The organism is Pseudomonas sp. SDO524_S393 (assembly GCF_054071875.1).
The window spans coordinates 75,162-95,068 of record NZ_JBSVVZ010000016.1 but is presented as its reverse complement, the minus strand read 5'-3'; the positions used below and the strand labels follow the sequence as shown (position 1 = coordinate 95,068).

At 62.4% G+C, this 19,907-nt stretch carries 20 protein-coding genes; 11 read left to right on the top strand and 9 right to left on the bottom strand.

What is annotated here, in order from left to right:
- Positions 1-260: 260 nt before the first annotated feature.
- The 6 genes from ccoG to hemN all read left to right on the top strand — a co-directional run bounded on the left by ccoG (position 261) and on the right by hemN (position 7,173).
- Positions 261-1,664, top strand: coding sequence for a cytochrome c oxidase accessory protein CcoG (gene ccoG / locus ACW9IB_RS09825; protein ID WP_457413423.1), 1,404 nt, complete (start codon positions 261-263; stop codon positions 1,662-1,664).
- Positions 1,665-1,678: 14 nt separating this feature from the next.
- Positions 1,679-2,218 (top strand): FixH family protein, encoded by a 540-nt coding sequence (locus tag ACW9IB_RS09820; protein ID WP_457413421.1) that lies wholly within the window; start codon positions 1,679-1,681, stop codon positions 2,216-2,218.
- A 115-nt stretch (positions 2,219-2,333) separates the two neighbouring features.
- Positions 2,334-4,784, top strand: coding sequence for a heavy metal translocating P-type ATPase (locus ACW9IB_RS09815; RefSeq protein WP_457413420.1), 2,451 nt, complete (start codon positions 2,334-2,336; stop codon positions 4,782-4,784).
- 14 nt (positions 4,785-4,798) lie between these two features.
- Positions 4,799-5,011 (top strand): cbb3-type cytochrome oxidase assembly protein CcoS, encoded by a 213-nt coding sequence (gene ccoS / locus ACW9IB_RS09810; protein WP_457368624.1) that lies wholly within the window; start codon positions 4,799-4,801, stop codon positions 5,009-5,011.
- A complete protein-coding gene (locus tag ACW9IB_RS09805; RefSeq protein ID WP_457413419.1) occupies positions 5,004-5,687 on the top strand; it encodes a sulfite exporter TauE/SafE family protein in 684 nt (227 codons plus the stop codon). Before ccoS ends, ACW9IB_RS09805 begins: the two co-directional genes overlap by 8 nt.
- Before the next feature lie 103 nt (positions 5,688-5,790).
- The gene (gene hemN, locus ACW9IB_RS09800) at positions 5,791-7,173 is read left to right on the top strand and encodes an oxygen-independent coproporphyrinogen III oxidase (RefSeq protein WP_457413418.1); all 1,383 of its coding nucleotides are present in this window, start codon (positions 5,791-5,793) and stop codon (positions 7,171-7,173) included.
- A gap of 7 nt (positions 7,174-7,180) precedes the next feature.
- Here hemN and ACW9IB_RS09795 read toward each other — a convergent pair whose 3' ends face one another.
- The gene (locus tag ACW9IB_RS09795) at positions 7,181-7,648 is read right to left on the bottom strand and encodes a hypothetical protein (RefSeq protein WP_457368627.1); all 468 of its coding nucleotides are present in this window, start codon (positions 7,646-7,648) and stop codon (positions 7,181-7,183) included.
- A gap of 153 nt (positions 7,649-7,801) precedes the next feature.
- Between ACW9IB_RS09795 and fnr the strand changes: the two genes are divergently transcribed.
- Both fnr and ACW9IB_RS09785 read left to right on the top strand, forming a co-directional pair.
- On the top strand, positions 7,802-8,536 hold the full coding sequence (gene fnr, locus ACW9IB_RS09790) for a fumarate/nitrate reduction transcriptional regulator Fnr (RefSeq protein ID WP_457368628.1): 735 nt from the start codon (positions 7,802-7,804) through the stop codon (positions 8,534-8,536).
- Positions 8,537-8,616: 80 nt separating this feature from the next.
- On the top strand, positions 8,617-9,165 hold the full coding sequence (locus ACW9IB_RS09785) for an adenine phosphoribosyltransferase (RefSeq protein WP_457368629.1): 549 nt from the start codon (positions 8,617-8,619) through the stop codon (positions 9,163-9,165).
- 109 nt (positions 9,166-9,274) lie between these two features.
- Here the strand turns inward: ACW9IB_RS09785 and ACW9IB_RS09780 are convergent, their stop codons facing one another.
- The 5 genes from ACW9IB_RS09780 to dnaX all read right to left on the bottom strand — a co-directional run bounded on the left by ACW9IB_RS09780 (position 9,275) and on the right by dnaX (position 14,937).
- Positions 9,275-10,423, bottom strand: a complete 1,149-nt coding sequence (locus ACW9IB_RS09780) for an acyl-CoA dehydrogenase family protein (RefSeq protein ID WP_457413416.1) — start codon at positions 10,421-10,423, stop codon at positions 9,275-9,277.
- A gap of 198 nt (positions 10,424-10,621) precedes the next feature.
- Complete coding sequence (gene recR / locus ACW9IB_RS09775; protein ID WP_176996300.1) at positions 10,622-11,224, bottom strand: recombination mediator RecR; 603 nt, start codon at positions 11,222-11,224, stop codon at positions 10,622-10,624.
- A 57-nt stretch (positions 11,225-11,281) separates the two neighbouring features.
- Positions 11,282-12,307, bottom strand: a complete 1,026-nt coding sequence (locus ACW9IB_RS09770; protein ID WP_457368631.1) for an NADP-dependent oxidoreductase — start codon at positions 12,305-12,307, stop codon at positions 11,282-11,284.
- A gap of 199 nt (positions 12,308-12,506) precedes the next feature.
- Complete coding sequence (locus ACW9IB_RS09765) at positions 12,507-12,845, bottom strand: YbaB/EbfC family nucleoid-associated protein (protein WP_003193199.1); 339 nt, start codon at positions 12,843-12,845, stop codon at positions 12,507-12,509.
- 43 nt (positions 12,846-12,888) lie between these two features.
- Positions 12,889-14,937, bottom strand: a complete 2,049-nt coding sequence (dnaX, locus tag ACW9IB_RS09760; RefSeq protein ID WP_457413415.1) for a DNA polymerase III subunit gamma/tau — start codon at positions 14,935-14,937, stop codon at positions 12,889-12,891.
- Positions 14,938-15,070: 133 nt separating this feature from the next.
- Here dnaX and ACW9IB_RS09755 point away from each other — a divergent pair, with 133 nt between their 5' ends.
- Together ACW9IB_RS09755 and ACW9IB_RS09750 are read left to right on the top strand one after the other, a co-directional pair.
- Positions 15,071-15,823, top strand: coding sequence for a substrate-binding periplasmic protein (locus ACW9IB_RS09755; RefSeq protein WP_457413414.1), 753 nt, complete (start codon positions 15,071-15,073; stop codon positions 15,821-15,823).
- Between the two features lie 55 nt (positions 15,824-15,878).
- Positions 15,879-16,256 (top strand): VOC family protein, encoded by a 378-nt coding sequence (locus ACW9IB_RS09750; RefSeq protein ID WP_457413412.1) that lies wholly within the window; start codon positions 15,879-15,881, stop codon positions 16,254-16,256.
- On the opposite strand, the gene ACW9IB_RS09745 is transcribed toward ACW9IB_RS09750, so the two are convergent.
- Positions 16,164-17,132: a DMT family transporter gene (locus tag ACW9IB_RS09745; protein WP_457368636.1), complete on the bottom strand. Its 969-nt coding sequence runs from the start codon at positions 17,130-17,132 to the stop codon at positions 16,164-16,166. The genes ACW9IB_RS09750 and ACW9IB_RS09745 overlap by 93 nt on opposite strands.
- A gap of 101 nt (positions 17,133-17,233) precedes the next feature.
- Here ACW9IB_RS09745 and ACW9IB_RS09740 point away from each other — a divergent pair, with 101 nt between their 5' ends.
- A complete protein-coding gene (locus ACW9IB_RS09740; RefSeq protein WP_457368637.1) occupies positions 17,234-18,097 on the top strand; it encodes a LysR family transcriptional regulator in 864 nt (287 codons plus the stop codon).
- On the opposite strand, the gene ACW9IB_RS09735 is transcribed toward ACW9IB_RS09740, so the two are convergent.
- Together ACW9IB_RS09735 and ACW9IB_RS09730 are read right to left on the bottom strand one after the other, a co-directional pair.
- Positions 18,098-18,688: a hypothetical protein gene (locus ACW9IB_RS09735; RefSeq protein ID WP_457413411.1), complete on the bottom strand. Its 591-nt coding sequence runs from the start codon at positions 18,686-18,688 to the stop codon at positions 18,098-18,100.
- Positions 18,689-19,735, bottom strand: coding sequence for an N-acetylmuramidase family protein (locus ACW9IB_RS09730; protein ID WP_457368639.1), 1,047 nt, complete (start codon positions 19,733-19,735; stop codon positions 18,689-18,691).
- Between the last annotated feature and the right edge of the window lie 172 nt (positions 19,736-19,907).

The following is a 19,907-nucleotide window of genomic DNA, read 5'->3' as shown; positions in this document are numbered from 1 at the left end:
TGCGGTGTATCAGTCAACTTGATTTGCGACTGACGCATCGCATTCGCGAGCAAGCCCGCTCCCACAGGGGACCTCCTTCGTTTTTGACGACCGAGCCAGCCAAAACCGAGCCTACTTGCCAGATCAATTGATCCAGGTCACGTAGGTCGCCCCCGATCAGCAGCAATGGAGGCGTATCATAACGACACTGCAACAGCCTGTTTTGACCCCGACCGGCACGTACTGGCCGAGGCAAATCTCCACCGCCGTGGGATGCAATGATGAGCAACCAGATACCGGTACATGACGTTACCCCGCCTGCCAAGACCGTCGATCTCTACGCCTCGCGAGAGAAAATCTACACCCGCGCCTTCACCGGCCTGTTCCGCAATTTGCGCATGCTCGGTGGCGCCTTGCTGTTCCTGCTCTACTTCGGCACCGTGTGGCTGAACTGGGGCGGTCACCAGGCGGTATGGTGGAACCTGCCCGAGCGCAAATTCTTCATTTTCGGCGCGACCTTCTGGCCCCAGGACTTCATCCTGCTCTCGGGCATTCTCATCGTGGCGGCCTTTGGCCTGTTCTTCATCACCGTGTATGCCGGACGCGTCTGGTGCGGTTACACCTGCCCGCAAAGCGTGTGGACCTGGATCTTCATGTGGTGCGAAAAAATCACCGAAGGCGACCGCAACCAACGCATCAAGCTCGATAAAGCGCCGATGGGCGCCAACAAATTCCTGCGCAAGTTCAGCAAGCACACCCTGTGGCTACTGATCGGTTTTGTCACCGGCATGACTTTTGTCGGCTACTTCTCACCGATCCGCGAACTGGTGTTCGACTTCTTCACCGGCCAGGCCGATGGCTGGTCGTATTTCTGGGTCGGGTTTTTCACCCTCGCCACCTACGGCAACGCCGGCTGGCTGCGCGAACAGGTGTGTATCTACATGTGCCCCTACGCGCGCTTCCAGAGCGTGATGTTCGACAAGGACACCCTGATCGTCTCCTACGACCCGCGCCGTGGCGAAGCACGTGGCCCGCGCAAGAAAGGTATCGACTACAAGGCCCAGGGCCTGGGTGACTGTATCGATTGCACGATGTGCGTGCAGGTCTGCCCCACCGGCATCGATATCCGCGACGGCCTGCAGATCGAATGCATCGGCTGCGCAGCATGCATCGACGCCTGCGACAACATCATGGACAAGATGGAATACCCGCGCGGCCTGATCAGCTACACCACCGAACACAACCTGTCCGGGCAGAAGACCCACACGTTGCGCCCGCGCCTGATCGGCTATGCGCTGGTGTTGCTGGCGATGATCAGCCTGTTGGTGACGGCGTTCTTCATGCGTTCGCTGGTGGGTTTCGACGTGAGCAAGGACCGCGTGCTCTACCGCGAGAACGCCGAAGGCCGCATCGAAAACGTCTACAGCCTGAAGATCATGAACAAGGACCAGCGCGACCACACTTACATACTCGACGCGGCAGGCCTGCCGGACCTCAAGCTGCAAGGCCGGCGCGAAATCAAGGTGGCGGCCGGTGATATCGTCAGCATGCCGGTAGAGCTGTCGAGCGCGCCGGAACAACTGCCGTCGAGCACCAACGAGGTGAAATTCATCCTTACCGATGCCGATGACGCCAGCGTCCATATTGAAGCCAAGAGCCGATTCATCGGCCCACAAGTTCGTTGAAAGAGAGCCCGACAATGTCCACAGCAACTGCCACAAGCCCTTGGTACAAGCACCTCTGGCCCTGGATCATCATCGGGATCCTGGCCTGCTCGGTGACCCTGACGTTGTCCATGGTGACCATCGCGGTAAAAAACCCGGACAACCTGGTCAACGACAACTACTACGAGGCCGGTAAAGGCATCAACCGCTCCCTGGACCGCGAACTGCTGGCCCAGACCCTGCAACTGCGCGCCAAACTGCACCTGGATGCGCTGACCGGTGAAGTCGAACTGCACCTCACCGGCAACAGCAACCCGAATACCCTGGAACTGAACCTGATTTCCCCGACCCAGCCCGAGAAGGATCGCAAGATCAGCCTGGCCCGCAGTGACAGCGAAGCAGGGCGCTACATCGGCCAGGTTACCGACAAGGTCGAAGGTCGCCGTTTCGTCGAACTGCTGGGCGTGGAAGGCGACCGCACCTGGCGCCTGTTCGAAGAGGAACAGGTCGGCCATGACAAGGATTTGCTGCTGGGTGATGAGCCGTTGCAGGGTGCCGAGGCGCTGAAAAAGTAAAAAGCCTGCGCTTCGCGCATCGCGGGCAAGCCCGCTCCCACAAGGGATTGTGGTCCGAATGTGGGAGCGGGCTTGCCCGCGATGAGGCCCTCCCAGCCAACCAAGATTCATAACCATGACCAGCCCCACCCCTTGCTACCACTGCGCCCTGCCCGTCCCCTCCGGCAGCCGCTTCACTGCCATGATCCTCGGCGAACGCCGCGAACTCTGCTGCCCGGGCTGCCAGGCCGTGGCCGAGGCCATCGTGGCCGGCGGCCTGGAAAGCTATTACCAGCACCGCAGTGAAGCCTCGGCCAACCCTGAAGCACTGCCGGTGCAACTGGTGGACGAACTGGCACTGTACGACCGCGCCGAGGTGCAAAAACCTTTTGTGCGCCACGACGGCGAACAGGCTGAAACTACGCTGCTGATGGAAGGCATCAGTTGTGCGGCCTGCGGCTGGCTGATCGAAAAGCACCTGCGGCGCCTGCCCGCCGTGGCCGAGGCGCGGCTGAACCTGTCCAACCATCGCCTGCATGTGCGCTGGGCCGATGGGCAATTGCCGCTCAGCCAGTTGCTCAGCGAACTGCGCCATATCGGCTACGCCGCGCACCCTTACCAGGCCGACCGCGCCGCCGAGCAACTGGCCGGTGAAAACCGTCTGGCCCTGCGTCAGTTGGGGGTAGCGGGCCTTTTGTGGTTCCAGGCCATGATGGCGACCATGGCCACCTGGCCGGAATTCAATATCGACCTGAGCCCGGAACTGCACGTGATCCTGCGCTGGGTCGCGATGTTTCTCACCACGCCCATTGTGTTCTACAGCTGCGCGCCGTTCTTCAAAGGCGCCCTGCGTGACGTGCGCACACGCCATCTGACCATGGATGTGTCAGTGTCCCTGGCGATTGGCAGCGCTTACCTGGCCGGCATCTGGACCGCGATCACGGGCGTGGGCGAGTTGTATTTCGATGCCGTGGGCATGTTCGCCCTGTTCCTGCTGGCCGGCCGCTACCTGGAGCGCCGGGCCCGGGAGCGCACGGCGGCCGCCACGGCGCAGTTGGTCAACCTGCTGCCGGCCTCGTGCCTACGCCTGAAGAACGACGGCCAGAGCGAACGCATCCTGTTGAACGAATTGGCGCTGGGTGACCGGGTGCTGGTGCAACCGGGGGCGGTCTTGCCCGCGGATGGCATGATCCTCGAGGGTCAGTCGAGCATTGATGAATCCCTGCTGACCGGCGAGTACCTGCCGCAGCCGCGCCAGATCGGCGACGCCGTCACCGCCGGCACCCTCAACGTCGAAGGCGCATTGACGGTCGAAGTGCGCGCCCTGGGCCATGACACGCGCCTGTCCGCCATCGTGCGCTTGCTGGAACGCGCCCAGGCCGAAAAACCGCGCCTGGCGCAAATCGCCGACCAGGCGGCGCAATGGTTCCTGCTGTGTTCGCTGATCGCCGCCGCCGTCATCGGCCTGGTGTGGTGGGAGCTGGATTCATCACGGGCCTTCTGGATTGTACTGGCGATGCTGGTAGCCACCTGCCCCTGCGCATTGTCACTCGCCACGCCGACGGCACTCACAGCCGCCACCGGCACTTTGCATAAACTCGGACTGCTGCTCACCCGTGGCCATGTGCTGGAAGGCCTGAACCAGATCGACACGGTGATCTTCGACAAGACCGGCACGCTCACCGAAGGGCGCCTGGCGCTGCGTATCATCCATCCCCTGGGCACGCTGAACCGCGATGAGTGCCTGAGCCTCGCCGCGGCCCTGGAGAACCGTTCCGAACACCCGATTGCCCGCGCTTTTGGCCGTGCGCCACTGGCCGCCGATGAAGTCACCAGTTCGCCGGGGCTGGGCCTTGAAGGCCGTGTCGGCGAGCGCATCCTGCGTATCGGCCAACCCGGTTTTGTCTGTGGGTTGAGTGGTTGCCCGGTCCCCGCCGCACCGGATGAAGCCGGACAGTGGTTGTTGCTGGGCGACCGCGAGGGTGCCCTGGCCTGGTTCGTATTGGATGACCGCCTGCGCAGCGACGCCCCCGCCCTGTTGGACGCCTGCAAGGCACGGGGTTGGCGCACGCTGCTGCTGTCCGGGGACAGTTCGCCGATGGTTGCCAGTGTCGCCACCGAATTGGGCATCGACGAAGCCCACGGCGGCCTGCGCCCCGACGACAAGCTGCAGGTGCTGCAACAGCTTCACCAGCAGGGCCGCACCGTGCTGATGCTCGGTGACGGGGTCAACGATGTGCCGGTGCTTGCCGCCGCCGATATCAGCGTGGCCATGGGCTCGGCCACGGACCTGGCCAAAACCAGCGCCGACGCGGTGCTGCTGTCCAACCGCCTGGATGCTCTGGTGCACGCTTTTGGCCTGGCGCAACGCACCCGCCGGATAATCCTTGAAAACCTGCTGTGGGCGGGGTTGTACAATGGCCTTATGCTGCCGTTTGCCGCCCTCGGCTGGATCACCCCGGTCTGGGCGGCGGTGGGCATGTCCATCAGCTCGTTGACCGTGGTGCTCAACGCCTTGCGCCTGACTCGCCTGCCGGGTTCGCAGGGCGCCAGCGCCCCCACACTCACCCGCCCGCTGCCGGCCTGAGCCCTGGAGTACCGATGCCAGCTTTATACGTGATGATTCCGGCAGCGCTGTTGTTGGTGGGCGTGGCCATCTACATCTTTTTCTGGGCGGTGGACAGCGGCCAATACGACGACCTCGACGGTCCGGCCCACAGCGTGTTGTTCGACGACCAGGACCCCAACCACCTGGCCGGCATCGAAGAAGCCAACCCATCCGAGCAACCGCCCAAAGATCCACCCCATGCTTGAGCTGCTGCCTCTGCTGGTCTCGGCCCTGATCCTCGGCCTGTTGGGCGGCGGCCATTGCCTGGGCATGTGCGGCGGGCTGATGGGCGCGCTGACCCTGGCGATCCCCAAGGAGCAACGCAGTCGCAGGTTTCAACTGCTGCTGGCCTACAACCTGGGACGTATCCTCAGCTACGCCGCTGCCGGCCTGTTGATCGGCCTGGCCGGCTGGGCCGTCGCGAACAGCCCGGCGGCGATGTTCATGCGCGTGCTGGCCGGGTTGCTGCTGATCAGCATGGGCCTGTACCTGGCGGGCTGGTGGAGCGGCCTCACCCGCATCGAAAGCCTGGGACGCGGCCTGTGGCGGTACCTGCAACCGATCGCCAATCGTTTGCTGCCGGTGTCCAGCCTGCCCCGCGCCTTGCTGTTGGGCGCGTTGTGGGGCTGGTTGCCGTGCGGATTGGTCTACAGCACATTGCTGTGGGCCGCCAGCCAGGGCAACGCGCTGGACAGCGCATTGCTGATGCTGGCGTTCGGCCTGGGCACCTGGCCGGTGCTGCTGGCCACCGGCCTGGCCGCCGAACGTGTGACTGCGTTGCTGCGCAAGCGCAGCATACGCATGGCCGGTGGCGTGCTGGTGATCCTGTTCGGTATCTGGACCTTGCCAGGCCCCCACCAGCACTGGCTGATGGGGCATTGAAACACCCTGTGGCATAGCGCCGCTCCCCGTTGATGCAAATCAAGATGCCCCTGGCGCCACGCCCCTAGACTCGGCCCACTAGCCTTTTCGGGGGACTACCCGCATGCTCGACGCCATTCGTTGGGACACTGACCTGATTCACCGCTACGACCTGGCGGGACCGCGCTACACGTCCTACCCCACTGCCGTGCAATTCGACAGCCAGGTCGGCACCTTCGACCTGCTCCATGCCTTGCGCGACAGTCGCAAAGCCGCGCGGCCCTTGTCGCTGTATGTGCATGTGCCGTTCTGCGCGAACATTTGCTACTACTGCGCTTGCAACAAGGTGATCACCAAGGACCGTGGCCGCGCCCAGGCCTACCTTCAACGTGTGGAGCAGGAAATCCAGCTGCTGGCCTGCCACCTCGACCCCAAACAGAAGGTTGAACAGCTGCACTTCGGCGGCGGCACCCCGACTTTTCTCAGCCATGACGAATTGCGCCAGCTCATGGGTTGCCTGCGTCGGCATTTTCACTTGCTGGATGAAGACGGCGGTGACTACGGCATCGAAATCGACCCGCGCGAAGCCGACTGGGCCACCATGGGCCTGCTGCGCGAACTGGGCTTCAACCGCGTGAGCATCGGCCTGCAAGACCTCGACCCCGAGGTGCAGCGAGCGGTCAATCGCCTGCAAAGCCTGGAGGAAACCCGCGCAGTCATCGATGCGGCCCGTACCCTGCAATTTCGCTCGATCAATATCGACCTGATCTACGGCCTGCCCAAGCAGACACCGCTGAACTTCGCTCGCACCGTGGAGGAAGTGATCCGCCTGCAACCGGACCGCCTGTCGGTGTTCAACTACGCGCACCTGCCGGAGCGTTTCATGCCCCAGCGGCGCATCCACAGCGACGACCTGCCCTCGCCGGCGGCCAAACTGCTGATGCTGCAAACCACCATCGAACAACTGACCCAGGCCGGTTATCGCTACATCGGCATGGACCACTTCGCCCTGCCGGACGACGAACTGGCCATCGCCCAGGAAGAAGGCACCCTGCAACGCAACTTTCAGGGCTACACCACCCACGGCCATTGCGACCTGATCGGTCTTGGCGTGTCAGCCATCAGCCAGATCGGCGATTTGTATTGCCAGAACAGCAGCGACCTCAATGGTTACCAGAACACCCTGGCCAGCGCGCAACTGGCCACCAGCCGTGGCCTTTTGTGCACCGGGGATGACCGCTTGCGACGGGCAGTGATTCAGCAGTTGATCTGCAATTTCAGCCTGGCATTCGAGGGGATCGAACAGGCCTTCAACGTGGATTTTCGCGGGTATTTCGACGAGGTCTGGCCACAGCTGGAGGCCATGGCCGCGGACGGCCTGATCGAACTCGACGCCCGCGGCATTCAGGTATTACCCGCCGGGCGGCTGCTGGTACGGTCGGTGTGCATGGTGTTCGATGCCTACCTGGAGCACCAGAACCGGCAGCGTTTCTCGCGGGTGATCTGAACCGGCGTTATTTCGACGCCAGGCTCATCGCTTGCAGTTGCGCTTCGGGCGACTCGTCCTTCATGGCCTTGCCCAGTTGCATCTGGGCCATGGTCAGGCTGCCCTGCAAGGTCGACAAGGCTGACTGCAAGTTACCCACGCGGGCCTGGCGCTGCTCCGGCGTCAGGGAGGTATCGGCCATGGCCGCCGCGATCTCGGCCATCTTGTCGGCGATCTGCTTTTTCAACTCGCGGATCATTTTCAGCAGTTGCTTGACGTTGTCCTTGAGGTTGCTGTCATCAATGTCTTTGTTGCGATCATTCTTGACGGCCTGAAAACCCGCGCTGGAGATGGTGACGGCCACACCCGCAGTGGTCTTGGGATCGCCCTGAGGCGCCAATGGATTACTGGTGTCTTCTCCCACAGCATCCTTTCTGGGCTCCGGCACCGTTGGAATTTGAACATTTGCGGGGTTGACACCACTGATGGAAACCATGATCCGGGCCCTGGATAGTTGAGATGTAGACCTGTATCGACCCTGATACAAAAACCTTTATACCGTTGCCGGTTTTTTGTACACGCTGGCCTCATGGGGGCCCGGTGCGTTACCCTTACGTCTTATGTGTGTTTTCCCACAAGGATTTAAGAGATGTCCGAGCCAGTCAAACTGCGCGCTCACAGCCAGGCTCACTGCAAGGATTGCAGTCTGGCCCCCCTCTGCCTGCCACTTTCGCTGAATCTGGAGGACATGGATGCACTGGACGAGATCGTCAAACGCGGTCGCCCGCTGAAAAAGGGCGAGTTCCTGTTTCGCCAGGGCGACCCATTCGACTCCGTCTATGCAGTCCGTTCCGGCGCGTTGAAGACCTTCAGCCTGAGCGATGGCGGCGAAGAGCAGATCACCGGTTTCCACCTGCCCAGCGAACTGGTGGGCTTGTCGGGCATGGACACCGAGAGTCACCCGGTGTCGGCCCAGGCCCTGGAAACCACGTCGGTGTGCGAAATTCCCTTTGAGCGCCTGGATGAGCTGGCCCTGCAATTGCCGCAATTGCGTCGCCAACTGATGCGGGTGATGAGCCGCGAGATTCGCGACGATCAGCAAATGATGTTGCTGTTGTCGAAGAAAACCGCCGACGAGCGAATCGCCACTTTCCTGGTCAACCTGTCGGCGCGCTTCCGTGCCCGGGGGTTCTCGGCCAACCAGTTCCGTCTGAGCATGTCGCGCAATGAAATCGGCAATTACCTGGGTCTGGCGGTGGAAACCGTATCCCGCGTGTTCACCCGTTTTCAGCAAAACGAGCTGATCGCCGCCGAAGGCAAGGAAGTGCATATCCTCGACCCGATCCAGTTGTGCGCGCTGGCCGGCGGGTCGCTCGACGGCTGATCCAGACACCTGCGGCCGCGCCAACCGACGAGGCCGCAGGTATACTTCGAGTCCGTTTCCAGCCCCAGGACTCTTCGACGATGACCTTCGACTCGTTCGACATCAAATCCCTGATCCGCCCCGTCATCGACTTCCCCAAGCCTGGGGTGATCTTTCGTGACATCACGCCCCTGTTCCAATCGCCCCGCGCCCTGCGCCTGGTGGCCGACAGCTTTGCCCAGCGCTACGTCGAAGCCGACTTCAGCCACATCGGCGCGATGGATGCGCGGGGCTTCCTGATCGGTTCGATCATCGCCTACCAACTGAACAAACCGCTGATCCTGTTCCGCAAGCAAGGCAAGCTGCCCGCGGATGTGCTGGCCGAGGGTTACCAGACCGAGTACGGCGAGGCCTTTCTGGAAGTGCACGCCGACAGCCTGTGCGAAGGCGACTCGGTGCTGATGTTCGATGACCTGATCGCCACTGGCGGCACCTTGATTGCGGCGGCCAACCTGGTGCGGCGCATGGGGGCGAAGATCTTCGAAGCGGCGGCGATCATCGACCTGCCGGAGCTTGGCGGCTCGCAGCGCCTGGAAGACATGGGGATCCCGACGTTTTGCCTGACGCAATTCGGGCTGACTGAAAAGTAACGTTTGCATGAGCCGGCCTCATCGCAGGCAAGCCAGCTCCCACTTTTGAAATGCGATCCTCTGTGGGAGCTGGCTTGCCTGCGATAAAGCTCTCAAGAACAACACAAGATCAAAGCCCCATCTGCTTGGCGATGATTTCATTCATCACCTCGCGCGTCCCACCCCCAATGGACAGAATGCGATTGTCACGGTACAGCCGCTCCACCAGGTTGCCGCGCATGTAGCCCTGGCCGCCGAAGATCTGCACAGCATCATGGGTGACGCGGTCGGCGGTGTCGGTGGCGAGGTTCTTGGCCATGGAAATCTCCTTGATCACGCTGATGCCAGTGGCCATTTTTGCCGCCTGCCGGTAGGTAAATTCCCGGGAGACTTCCACGGCAGTGGCCATCTCGGCCAGGCGATGCTTGAGTACCTGGAACTTGCCGATGGGCTTGCCGAACGCTTCGCGCTGGGCGGCCCATTGGAGGCTTTGCTCAAGGGCCATCTGCGCGGTCATGTTGGCCATCAGCGCCAGGGCCAGACGCTCGCTCTGGAAATTGCCCATGATGCAGGCAAAGCCCATGTTTTCGGTGCCGATGAGATTGCCCACAGGCACCCGGCAGTCGTCGAAGAACAGCTCGGCGGTATCCGACGCCCACCAGCCCATTTTTTTCAGGGGCTGGCCGACGGTGAAACCGGGCGTGTCTTTTTCGATCAACAACAGGCTGATTCCCGCGAAACCAGGCCCGCCCGTGCGGACCGCCACGGTGTAATAGTCGGCACGGACACCGCTGGTAATGAAGGTTTTGCTGCCGCTGACGCGGTAATGATCGCCGTCACGAACGGCACGGGTTTGCAAGCTGGCCACATCGGAACCGCCGCCCGGTTCGGTCACGGCCAGGGCGATGATTTTCTCTCCGGCCAGCACCTGGGGCGCCACTCGCTCACGCACTTCGGGCCGGGCCCATTTGACGACCGGGGGCAAGCTGATATCCAGCGACCCCAAACCGGCCACCACCCCGCCCGAGCCGCAGCGCATCAGCTCTTCGCTGGCCGCTACCTTGGCGAACAGATCGCCCTCGTGGCTGCCGCCCAGCGCTTCGGGATAACCAATACCCAGGATCCCCGCCGCACCGGCCTTGAGGTACAGCTCACGGGGAAAGCCTTGCGCCTCTTCCCACTGCTCGATGCCCGGCAACATCTCGCGCTCGACAAAACGGCGCACGCTGTCGCGGACCAATTGGTGGCTGGGGTCGAAGTAGTCCTGAAAGGCAGACATCGGCAAGCTCCACGGAGAGGTGGAGCGAAATTACCAAGCGCTTGCTTGGTTATCAAGCCTGATGCCAATCTCACTTACTGTACAAAACAGATGTGGGAGCTGGCTTGCCTGCGATACAGACACCGAGGTTTATCAGAAACAGTCTCGGTGATGCTATCGCAGGCAAGCCAGCTCCCACGTTTTGATTTGTGCCGCGCTCTAGAGCGCGATGGGCTTGCGGCCTGCGAAGGAATGCGCCAGCGTCCCGCCATCCACCAGTTCCAACTCGCCTCCCAACGGCACGCCGTGGGCGATGCGCGAAGTGATCAAGCCTTTGTTGGTGAGCAACTGGGCGATGTAATGCGCGGTCGCCTCACCTTCCACCGTGGGGTTGGTGGCCAGGATCACCTCGGTGAAGGTGCCCTGTTCTTCGATACGCGCCACCAATTGCGGAATGCCGATGGCCTCGGGGCCCAGGCCGTCCAGCGGCGACAAATGCCCCTTGAGCACAAAATAGCGACCGCGATAGCCGGTCTGTTCCACCGCATACACGTCCATCGGCCCCTCCACCACGCACAGCAGCGTGTCGTCGCGGCGTGGGTCGGCGCATTGCGGGCAGAGTTCTTCTTCGGTGAGGGTGCGGCACTGCCGGCAGTGGCCCACGCCCTCCATGGCCTGGCTCAGGGCCTGGGCCAACCGGGCACCGCCACTGCGGTCACGCTCCAGCAGTTGCAGCGCCATACGCTGGGCGGTTTTCTGGCCCACGCCCGGCAAAATACGCAGGGCGTCGATCAGTTGGCGAATCAGGGGGCTGAAGCTCATGGGCAAGGGTCCGACAAAACAACGAGACGCGGTTTATACCCGCGCCCCGGATGAGCGTCAAATGCGCACCACCAACTTGCCGAAGTTGCGCCCCTCCAGCAAACCGATAAAGGCTTCGGGCGCTTGCTCAAGACCGTCGACCACGTCTTCGCGGAACTTGATCTTGCCGTCCCGTACCCAGGGCGCCATGGCACTGAGGAATTCGGGCTGGCGGTCACCATAGTCGTCGAACACGATAAAGCCCTGGATGCGCACACGCTTGGTCAACAGTGTGCGTTGCAACGCCGGCAGCCGATCCGGGCCGCTGGGCGGCTGATGGGCGTTGTAGCTGGCGATCAGCCCGCACAGGGGAATGCGCGCCTTGGCGTTGAGCAGCGGCACTACGGCGTCGAACACCTTGCCGCCGACGTTTTCAAAGTAGATATCCACGCCCTTGAAACAGGCCAGCGCCAGTTCCTCGGCGAACCCTGGGCTCTTGTGATCGATACAGGCATCGAACCCCAGCTCGTCCACCACGTAGCGGCACTTGTCAGCGCCTCCGGCGATGCCCACCACCCGCAGGCCCTTGAGCTTGGCCACCTGCCCCACCACCGACCCCACCGCGCCGGAAGCAGCAGCCACCACCAGGGTTTCCCCCGCTTTGGGCTGACCGATGTCCATCAAGCCCATATAGGCGGTCATGCCCGGCATGCCCAACACACCCAGGGCCATGGAAGGGCTCGGTAGACCACGCGGCACCGGCACCAGGTTTCGTCCATCGGAAATGCTGTGGCTCTGCCAGCCGGTAGAGCCAACCACCAGGTCACCCACCTCGAACTTGGGGTTGCGCGACTGTTCGATTCGGCTGACAGCGCCACCGGTCATCACCTCATCGATTTCCACCGGCGCTGCGTAGGACGGCGCATCGCTCATGCGCCCGCGCATGTAGGGGTCGAGGGACAGGTAGAGGGTCTTGAGCAGCACCTGGCCGTCCGCCAGCTCCGGCAGGGTGACGCGCTCCAGGCGGAAGTTTTCCGGGGTCGGCGCGCCCTGGGGGCGTGAAACCAGAACGATGCGCTGGTTGAGGGTCAGTTCTTGAGGCATCAGAGGCTCCTTTTATCGAATCCATCGGTATAGGGTGCAGACCGTGCTGGCTGGGTCAGGGTTCAGATTGGACGCGAAGCGTCCAGGCCGGCATTCCCTCGCAGAGCATGGGAACGATGCACACCGAGGTGCAACTGAATAACCCAAAAAAAATGCCAGGCACGGGGCCTGGCATTGGAGTCTAGCTAACGCTCGCCGATCAGAACGGCAGCTTCATGCCCGGCGGCAGTTGCATGCCGGCGGTCACGCCGGACATTTTGTCCTGGCTGTTGGCTTCGATCTTGCGCACAGCGTCGTTGACGGCCGCAGCGAACAAGGCTTCGAGCATTTCCAGATCGTCTTCGCCGACACCCGGCAGCACGCTTGGGTCGATGCTCACGCGCTTGATGTCGTGGCGACCGGTCATCACCACGCTGACCATATCGCCGCCGGCTTTACCGGTGACTTCGGCGTTGGCCAGTTCTTCCTGCATCTTGGCCATCTTTTCCTGCATCTGCTGCGCCTGCTTCATCAGGCCGGCCATGCCACCTTTCATCATGGGAATCACCTCAAAGTACGTGGATCAAGTAAGTAGCCCGGTGTCAGGACGCCTGGGGCACCGGGGCTTCGACAGGTTCAATAGTATCGTGACGGACGACCGCACCGAACTGTTGCATCATTTGCTGGATGAGCGGATCACCGTGGATCGACTCCTCGGCCTCGCGCTGACGGTTGAGGCGCCGGCGGGTCGCGGCCTGGGCCGGGGTTTCCTGCTCGGGCTTGATCAGCTCGATGGCGATGGTCAGCGTGCGCTCATGGTACTGGTTCAGTGCATCATTCAGACGGCGTTGCTGGGTGGCGTTGAACAGGGCGCTGTGGGCCGGGTCCAGGTGCAACAGCCAGTGGTCGCCGTCGATGGAAATGAGTGTGCAGTTGGCCGCGATGCTGCCGGTCATGCCGGAAATCGGCAATTTCGGGAACAGCTCCAGCCATTGCAAGGCCAGGCCGGTAGCCGGGGCGGCAGCCGGTTCCGCCTCGGGCTCCGGAGCCGGCTCGGCGGTGTGCTCGCTGGCCATGTCATCCAGGTAGCTGTAGGCCGAATCCATGTCCGGCTCGATGTAGTCTTCGTCCAGCGGCGGCTCGTCGTCGAGGTCGATGCCGGGAATGGCAGCCTCCACCTGGGCGACGGTCGGCTCGGGAACCGGCGCGCTGACCCACTCGGGTGCATCCGGCACCACGCTGTCCGGGGTCGGCGTGGGCATGGGCGTCAGTTCGGGCTGCTCGCCAGTGGTTTCCAGCACCGGCTCCACAGCGGGTTGCTGCTCGACTTCGGCGTCGACCGGGTCGTTCCAGGGCAAATCGACCACCGGAGCCGGCTCTGGCTCTGGCAAAGGTTCCGGCTCGACTACCGGCGCGGCCACCACGGGCGCAGGCGCGGGGGCAACCGGCTCCGGAGCGACAGCCACTGGAGCGACAACGGCCGCGCCAGCCACTGGTTTGGCGGAATCAACTGTGGCCTGGCTGATCCCCACTGGCTTTAGCGGCTGTCTCGGCGCGTCTGCCGCATCGGCAGGCCGGAAGGCGAGCATCCGCAACAGGACCATCTCAAACCCGCCTCGCGGGTCCGGCGCCAGGGGCAGGTCCCGACGGCCGATCAGGCCCATCTGGTAGTAGAACTGCACATCTTCGGCGGGCAGCGCCTGGGCCAGGGCCAATACGCGGTCGCGGTCGCCATGGCCGTTGTCGACACCGTCGGGCAGGGCCTGGGCAATGGCCACGCGGTGCAGCACATTGAGAATCTCGGACAACACGCCGTTCCAGTCCGGGCCCTGCTCCGACAGGTGGCGCACGGCCTCAAGCAGCGCCTTGGCATCGCCGTCGAGCAGCGCGTGCAGCACGTCGAACACCTGGCCATGGTCCAGGGTGCCGAGCATGGCACGCACGTCGCTGGCCATGACCTTGCCTTCACCAAAGGCGATGGCCTGGTCGGTAAGGCTCATGGCATCGCGCATCGAACCGTCGGCGGCGCGGCCCAGCAACCACAATGCGTCGTCTTCGAACGGCACGTTCTCGACACCCAGCACGTGGGTCAAATGCTCGACCACCCGCTCGGGGGTCATGTTCTTCAGGGAGAACTGCAGGCACCGCGACAAAATCGTTGCAGGAAGTTTCTGCGGGTCGGTGGTGGCGAGGATGAATTTGACGTAGGGCGGCGGCTCTTCCAGGGTTTTCAACAGGGCGTTGAACGAGTGGCTGGACAGCATGTGCACTTCGTCGATCAGGTAGACCTTGAAGCGGCCACGGCTCGGCGCGTACTGCACGTTGTCCAGCAGCTCGCGGGTGTCTTCGACCTTGGTACGGCTCGCGGCGTCGATCTCGATCAGGTCGACGAAACGCCCTTCGTCGATTTCCCGGCATACCGAGCAGGTGCCGCAGGGCGTGGAGGTGATGCCGGTTTCACAGTTAAGGCACTTGGCGATGATGCGCGCAATGGTGGTCTTGCCCACCCCCCGCGTACCGGTGAACAGGTAGGCGTGGTGCAGCCGCTGGCTGTCCAAGGCATTGATCAGAGCCTTGAGCACATGGGTCTGGCCGACCATTTCGCGGAACGAGCGCGGGCGCCATTTACGTGCAAGAACCTGATAACTCATCGAAAACCGTCGCAACTGGGAAGCAGAGGCCGGTAATGCTAGCGGAGCAAGGGGGAAATTGCATCCGGCACGCTCGCCTAATCTGACTAAGCTCTCCTGAGTGGCCCCGAAAAGGCCTGAACCCGGAGAGTCTATGCGCGTAGTCCTGGGCGCTTTATGGATGATTACCACGGCCAGCCTGGCGGCGCCTGCCCCGCTGCGCTTCGCGATTTCCGACAGCTGGGCGATGCCCATGGTGCAACTCGAGGAGGGCCGGCCCACCCAAGGCATTTTGTATGACCTGATGCTGAGCCTGGCCACCCAGGTCGGCCACCCGGCCGAATTCCATGTGCTGGCGCGGGCGCGCATCGCCGGCGCCATGGAGCACGGTGAAATCGACGTACGCTGCTACGTCTCCCAGGCCTGGCTCGACAACCTGTCCGGCGACTACACCTGGAGCGTACCGCTGATGGTGCAACGCAACGTGTTGGTGAGCGCCCGCGTGCCGGCCCAGCCCTTGCACCTGAACCACTTGCCGCCGCAATCGATCGGGACGGTGCTCAATTACCGCTACGCCACCCTTGACCCGCTGTTCGCCAGCGGCCAGCTCACCCGCGATGACGCCCGCAGCGAGGAACAGGTGCTGCACAAGCTGGTGGCCGGTCGCTTCAAGTACGCGGTCAGCAACGAATGGATCCTGGAACGCTTCAACCAGCGCATGCCGGTCGCCAAACGGCTGCACCAGGTTGCAGTGATCGACGAGCAAAGCCTGGGCTGCATCGTGCGCAATGACCCGAACGTACCGGTGCAACACATCCTGCGCACCTTGTTGCGCATGAAGATGTCGGGAGAAATCGACGAGATCATCCGGCTGTACACCGGCGAACACACTCCTGACAAGAACTGACAAGGCCGCCCCCTAGACTGGCACCTGCCTACTCATCAGTTCTCAAGGAAACCCCATGGACACCCTCGCTCATTACTTTCTGCTCTACGTCGACAGCACGGCCACCAGCGCCAACTTCTACAGCCGCCTGCTCGATACACCTCCGGTGATCCTCGATCCCACGTTCGCCCTGTTCAACCTGGCTGACGGCGTGAAGCTTGGCCTGTGGGCACGTCACGCCGCCAAACCCGAGGCCCAGGCCCCGGGCGGCGGCAGCGAGGTGGGGTTCTCCCTGCCCGACCCGGGCGCCATCGATGCCTTGCACGCCCAATGGGTCGAGCGCGGCGCAACGATCATCCAGTCACCGACCGCCCTGGACTTCGGCTACACCTTTGTCGCCGAGGACCTCGACGGCCATCGCTTGCGGGCGTTCTGCGTGAACGAGAACAGCTGACCGCCGCCAGCGCCCTTCCAGGCTGATGGCCGCGACGCTGGCCAGCACGATCACGCCGCCGAGCATCACCTGCACGGCAATGTGCTCGCCCAGCAACGTCGCGGCCATGCCCATCGCCACCGGTGGAATCAGGTACATCGCCGCCGACGCGCGGCTGACCTCGACATGCTTGAGCACATAGCCCCAGGCCAGGTACGCCAGCGCACTGGGAAATATGCCGAGCACCAGCACCGCCAGGTTTTCCGCCAACGGTGCGTGCACCACGGCGGCGGGCAGGCCCGGCAGGTTCACGCAGAGCATCAGCGTGCCCACCCACACCATGTAGCACGCCATGGTCAGCGGGCTGTAGCGATGGGCGTAGTGTTTCTGAATGGCGAAGTACAGGCTCCACGACAGCGCCGCCAGCAGAATCAGCAAGCCGCGCGGATCGATGTCGCCCATGCCATGGTCCCCCCAGATCACCACCAGCACGCCGAACAACCCCAGCAGCAAACAACTCCAGCGCCAGGCGCTGACCCGCTCCTTCAATACAAAAAACGCAATCAGCACACTGAACAGCGGCGCCGACTGCGCCAACACGCTGGACGCCGCCGCTGTCACCCATTGCTGCCCATAGTTGAGGCTGGTGTGGTGCAGGAACACGCCGAAGAAGCCCAACACCAGCAACCAAGGCAGATCGCGCAAGCGTGGCCGACCGATACCCGCCACCAGCGCCACCCCGCCCATGAATACCGACGCGATCAGAAACCGCAGCAGCGCCAGTTGGCCAGGGCTGTAGCTGTGCAGGCCCATGTGCACACCGATCGGCGAATAAGCCCAGCAAAGGATGACGCTGGCGATGACTAGCGTAAGCTTCAGGGGTGACGGGGAATTCATCGGCAGCGTCCAGAAACAGGAAGGAATGCCGTCAGTCTTGGCCCAGGCAAGGCGCAGGACAATTAACCGTTTCTGACTTCTGAAATCACTGGAACTGAGCAATGGAACTGGCCCAACTGAAAATGGTGAGAGCCGTGGCGCAAACCGGCAGCGTGGCCCAGGCCGCCCAGCTCTTGCATTGCGTGCCATCCAACATCACTACGCGCATCAAGCAGTTGGAAAGCGAATTGGGCACGCCGCTGTTTATCCGCGCCGGTCGCGGACTGGCGATCAGCGCCGCGGGGGAGATTTTCCTGGATTACTGTGAGCGCATCCTGGCGCTGGTGGACGAGTCCAAGCGCGCCGTGGACGCCAACGCCATTCCCCGTGGCACCCTGCGCATCGGTGCCGTGGAGTCCAGCGCCAGCGGCCGTTTGCCGCCACTGCTGGCCGAATACCACCGACGCTATCCCGACGTCACCCTTGAACTGGTCACCGGCGCCTGGGGCCCGTTGCTCGACGACTTGCAACACCACCGCCTGGATGTGGCGCTGGTGGCCTGCGGCAGCAAGCGCGCCAAGCTCGAACACAGCGTGGTCTACAGCGAGCGCCTGGTGCTGATCGCCAGTGCCTCCAGCGCGCCGATCCATAGCGCCGCCGACCTGGCCGGGCGTACCTTGCTGGTCTGGCCCACCGGGTGTCCTTATCGGGCGGCGCTGGAAAACTGGGTCAAGCCCCATGACTTCAAACCGGCCATCGCCAGCTATGCCAGTTGGGGCACGATCATCGGTTGTGTGAGTGCAGGGATTGGCGTGGCGCTGGCACCGGAAGGCATCCTGGCCCGCTATGAGCAGGCCAATCAGCTGGCGTCCTACCGCTTCGACGAACTGCAAGCGGTGGACAACCTGCTGTTCTGGCACAAGGACACCCAGCGGCATCTGGCGCGGGATGCGTTCGCCGGGCTATTGCGCGAAACCTTCGGCTGATCAGCTCTTCGGCGCAGCCAACCGGGTGTACTGGTCCTGCTTGATCCAGCCAGTGAACGAACGGTCATCGGCGTTGATGAACTCGACCTGGGCCCAGCCGTCCTTGTAGGCCAGCACGCCGACCACATCATTCTTGACGATGTACGGACGCTTGGCAGTGTTGGTACCCGGGTTTTTCAGCAGGTAGGCCTTGTCGGCGGCAACCGTGACCAGGCCGATCCAGTTCTTGTTGGCGGTCTGGCTCAGCTCCAGGCCGGTGGCGATTTCGGGCATCAGCACATTGAGGCAACCGGGATGCTGACGGCCCTGTTCCACGGTCAGGGTCACGCCATCGGACGAGGCGGCCACGCTGCCGGGAAAGACGTCTTTGCGCCAGGTGGTCAGCGCGCCGGGCTTGCCTTGCAGGTAGAACGAACAACTGCGGCTCACGCCCTCGCCCATGGCTTCGGTGTAGAAGCCCTCCACCTGATGGTCCGGCGTGACCGCCAGCATCAACCCTTCGTACTTGCCCGAGTGCAACGAAGCAGTGCCTGCGAAGGCAGGTACCACGGCACACAACGACAGCACACCAATCGCGAGAAAACGGGTCATTTAATGTTTCCCTTCCAGTTTGTCATAGGCTTTTTTCATCAGGACGTCGTAGTTGCCGTAGTCCTCGCCGTTATAGTTCAAGGCCATGCCGGTAAAATCCTTGGCTTTCATGGCCTTCATCAAGGCCGGGCTCTTGCTGCAAAAACCGAGAAACGCCTTTAGTTGGTTGCCGGCATTCACCTTTAATGCCGCCGCGAATTCAAATACGGTCTTGTAACCGCACGAGGCATAGTTGAAACCCATGATCTGAAACATGCCCCACGAAGCCGACATCAACGCGGCCTCCTGGTCCAGGCCAAACGCGGTAGCCATGGTTTCCCAAGCCTTGGTCTGGTCCTTGTTATTGGTCTGCCACTGCGGCCCGGCCTTCTTCTTGTAGGGATAGGACAACAGCGGGTGAGCCTGGTCGTAGATGTGCTTGGTGTACTTGCGAAACAGATGCCCTTCGAAGGCGATCACCGGCAACTTGGCCGGCCCGAATCCCGAACGTCCGCCGGACTCCACGGTGGCGAAGGCCTTGATGATGTTCACGGAAATACCGTTGCCCAATTGTGTGGCGGCGTTCTGGAAGTCCGTCTCGCTGAGGGTCATGCCCCCGTCGCACGTGGCCTGGAGCATCAATTGCCGGTTGCGCCGCTCGGCTTCGATCATTGCGCGCATGCGGTCCAGGTACACATTGACCGTGGCCTGTACGGCGTCGCCGTTGTTATTGCCGAATACGTTGAGAAAGCTCGGAATGCGCATCGTCGGAAACGCTTTCACCGGCACCTTCACCGCTTCTTCGATCAAGCTGTTGAAGGTGCGGCCCGTGGGGTCGATCACGCCGTCGGGGTGGGCATATTTGAGATGGCGGAACTGATACTGGCTGATGCACTGCACCAGCTGGCCGTCGCACTTGCCGTTTTCGGCCAACGGAAAACCCAGTTTGGGAATGATCAAATTGAACAGGTACTGGATGCACTGCACATCGGCGGGCAAGTTGCGGGCTTTGCCCGGAGCGCCTACCGAAGCACTGATAAGACGGGGCAACCCTTGCAGGCTTTTCATGACAGACATCCTTGTTAGTTAAAGAAGTGATAGCACTTCAATATCAAGTCCGCGCCCTTGTCATACTCTGAAACAAGTGGCTGGCGCAAACTAACAAGGCAGTTTTGGGTTGTAAAGCGACGGGATTGAAAGTTGTGAAAAGCTCGTGGGTTTTCCAGGCCTTTAATCCCGG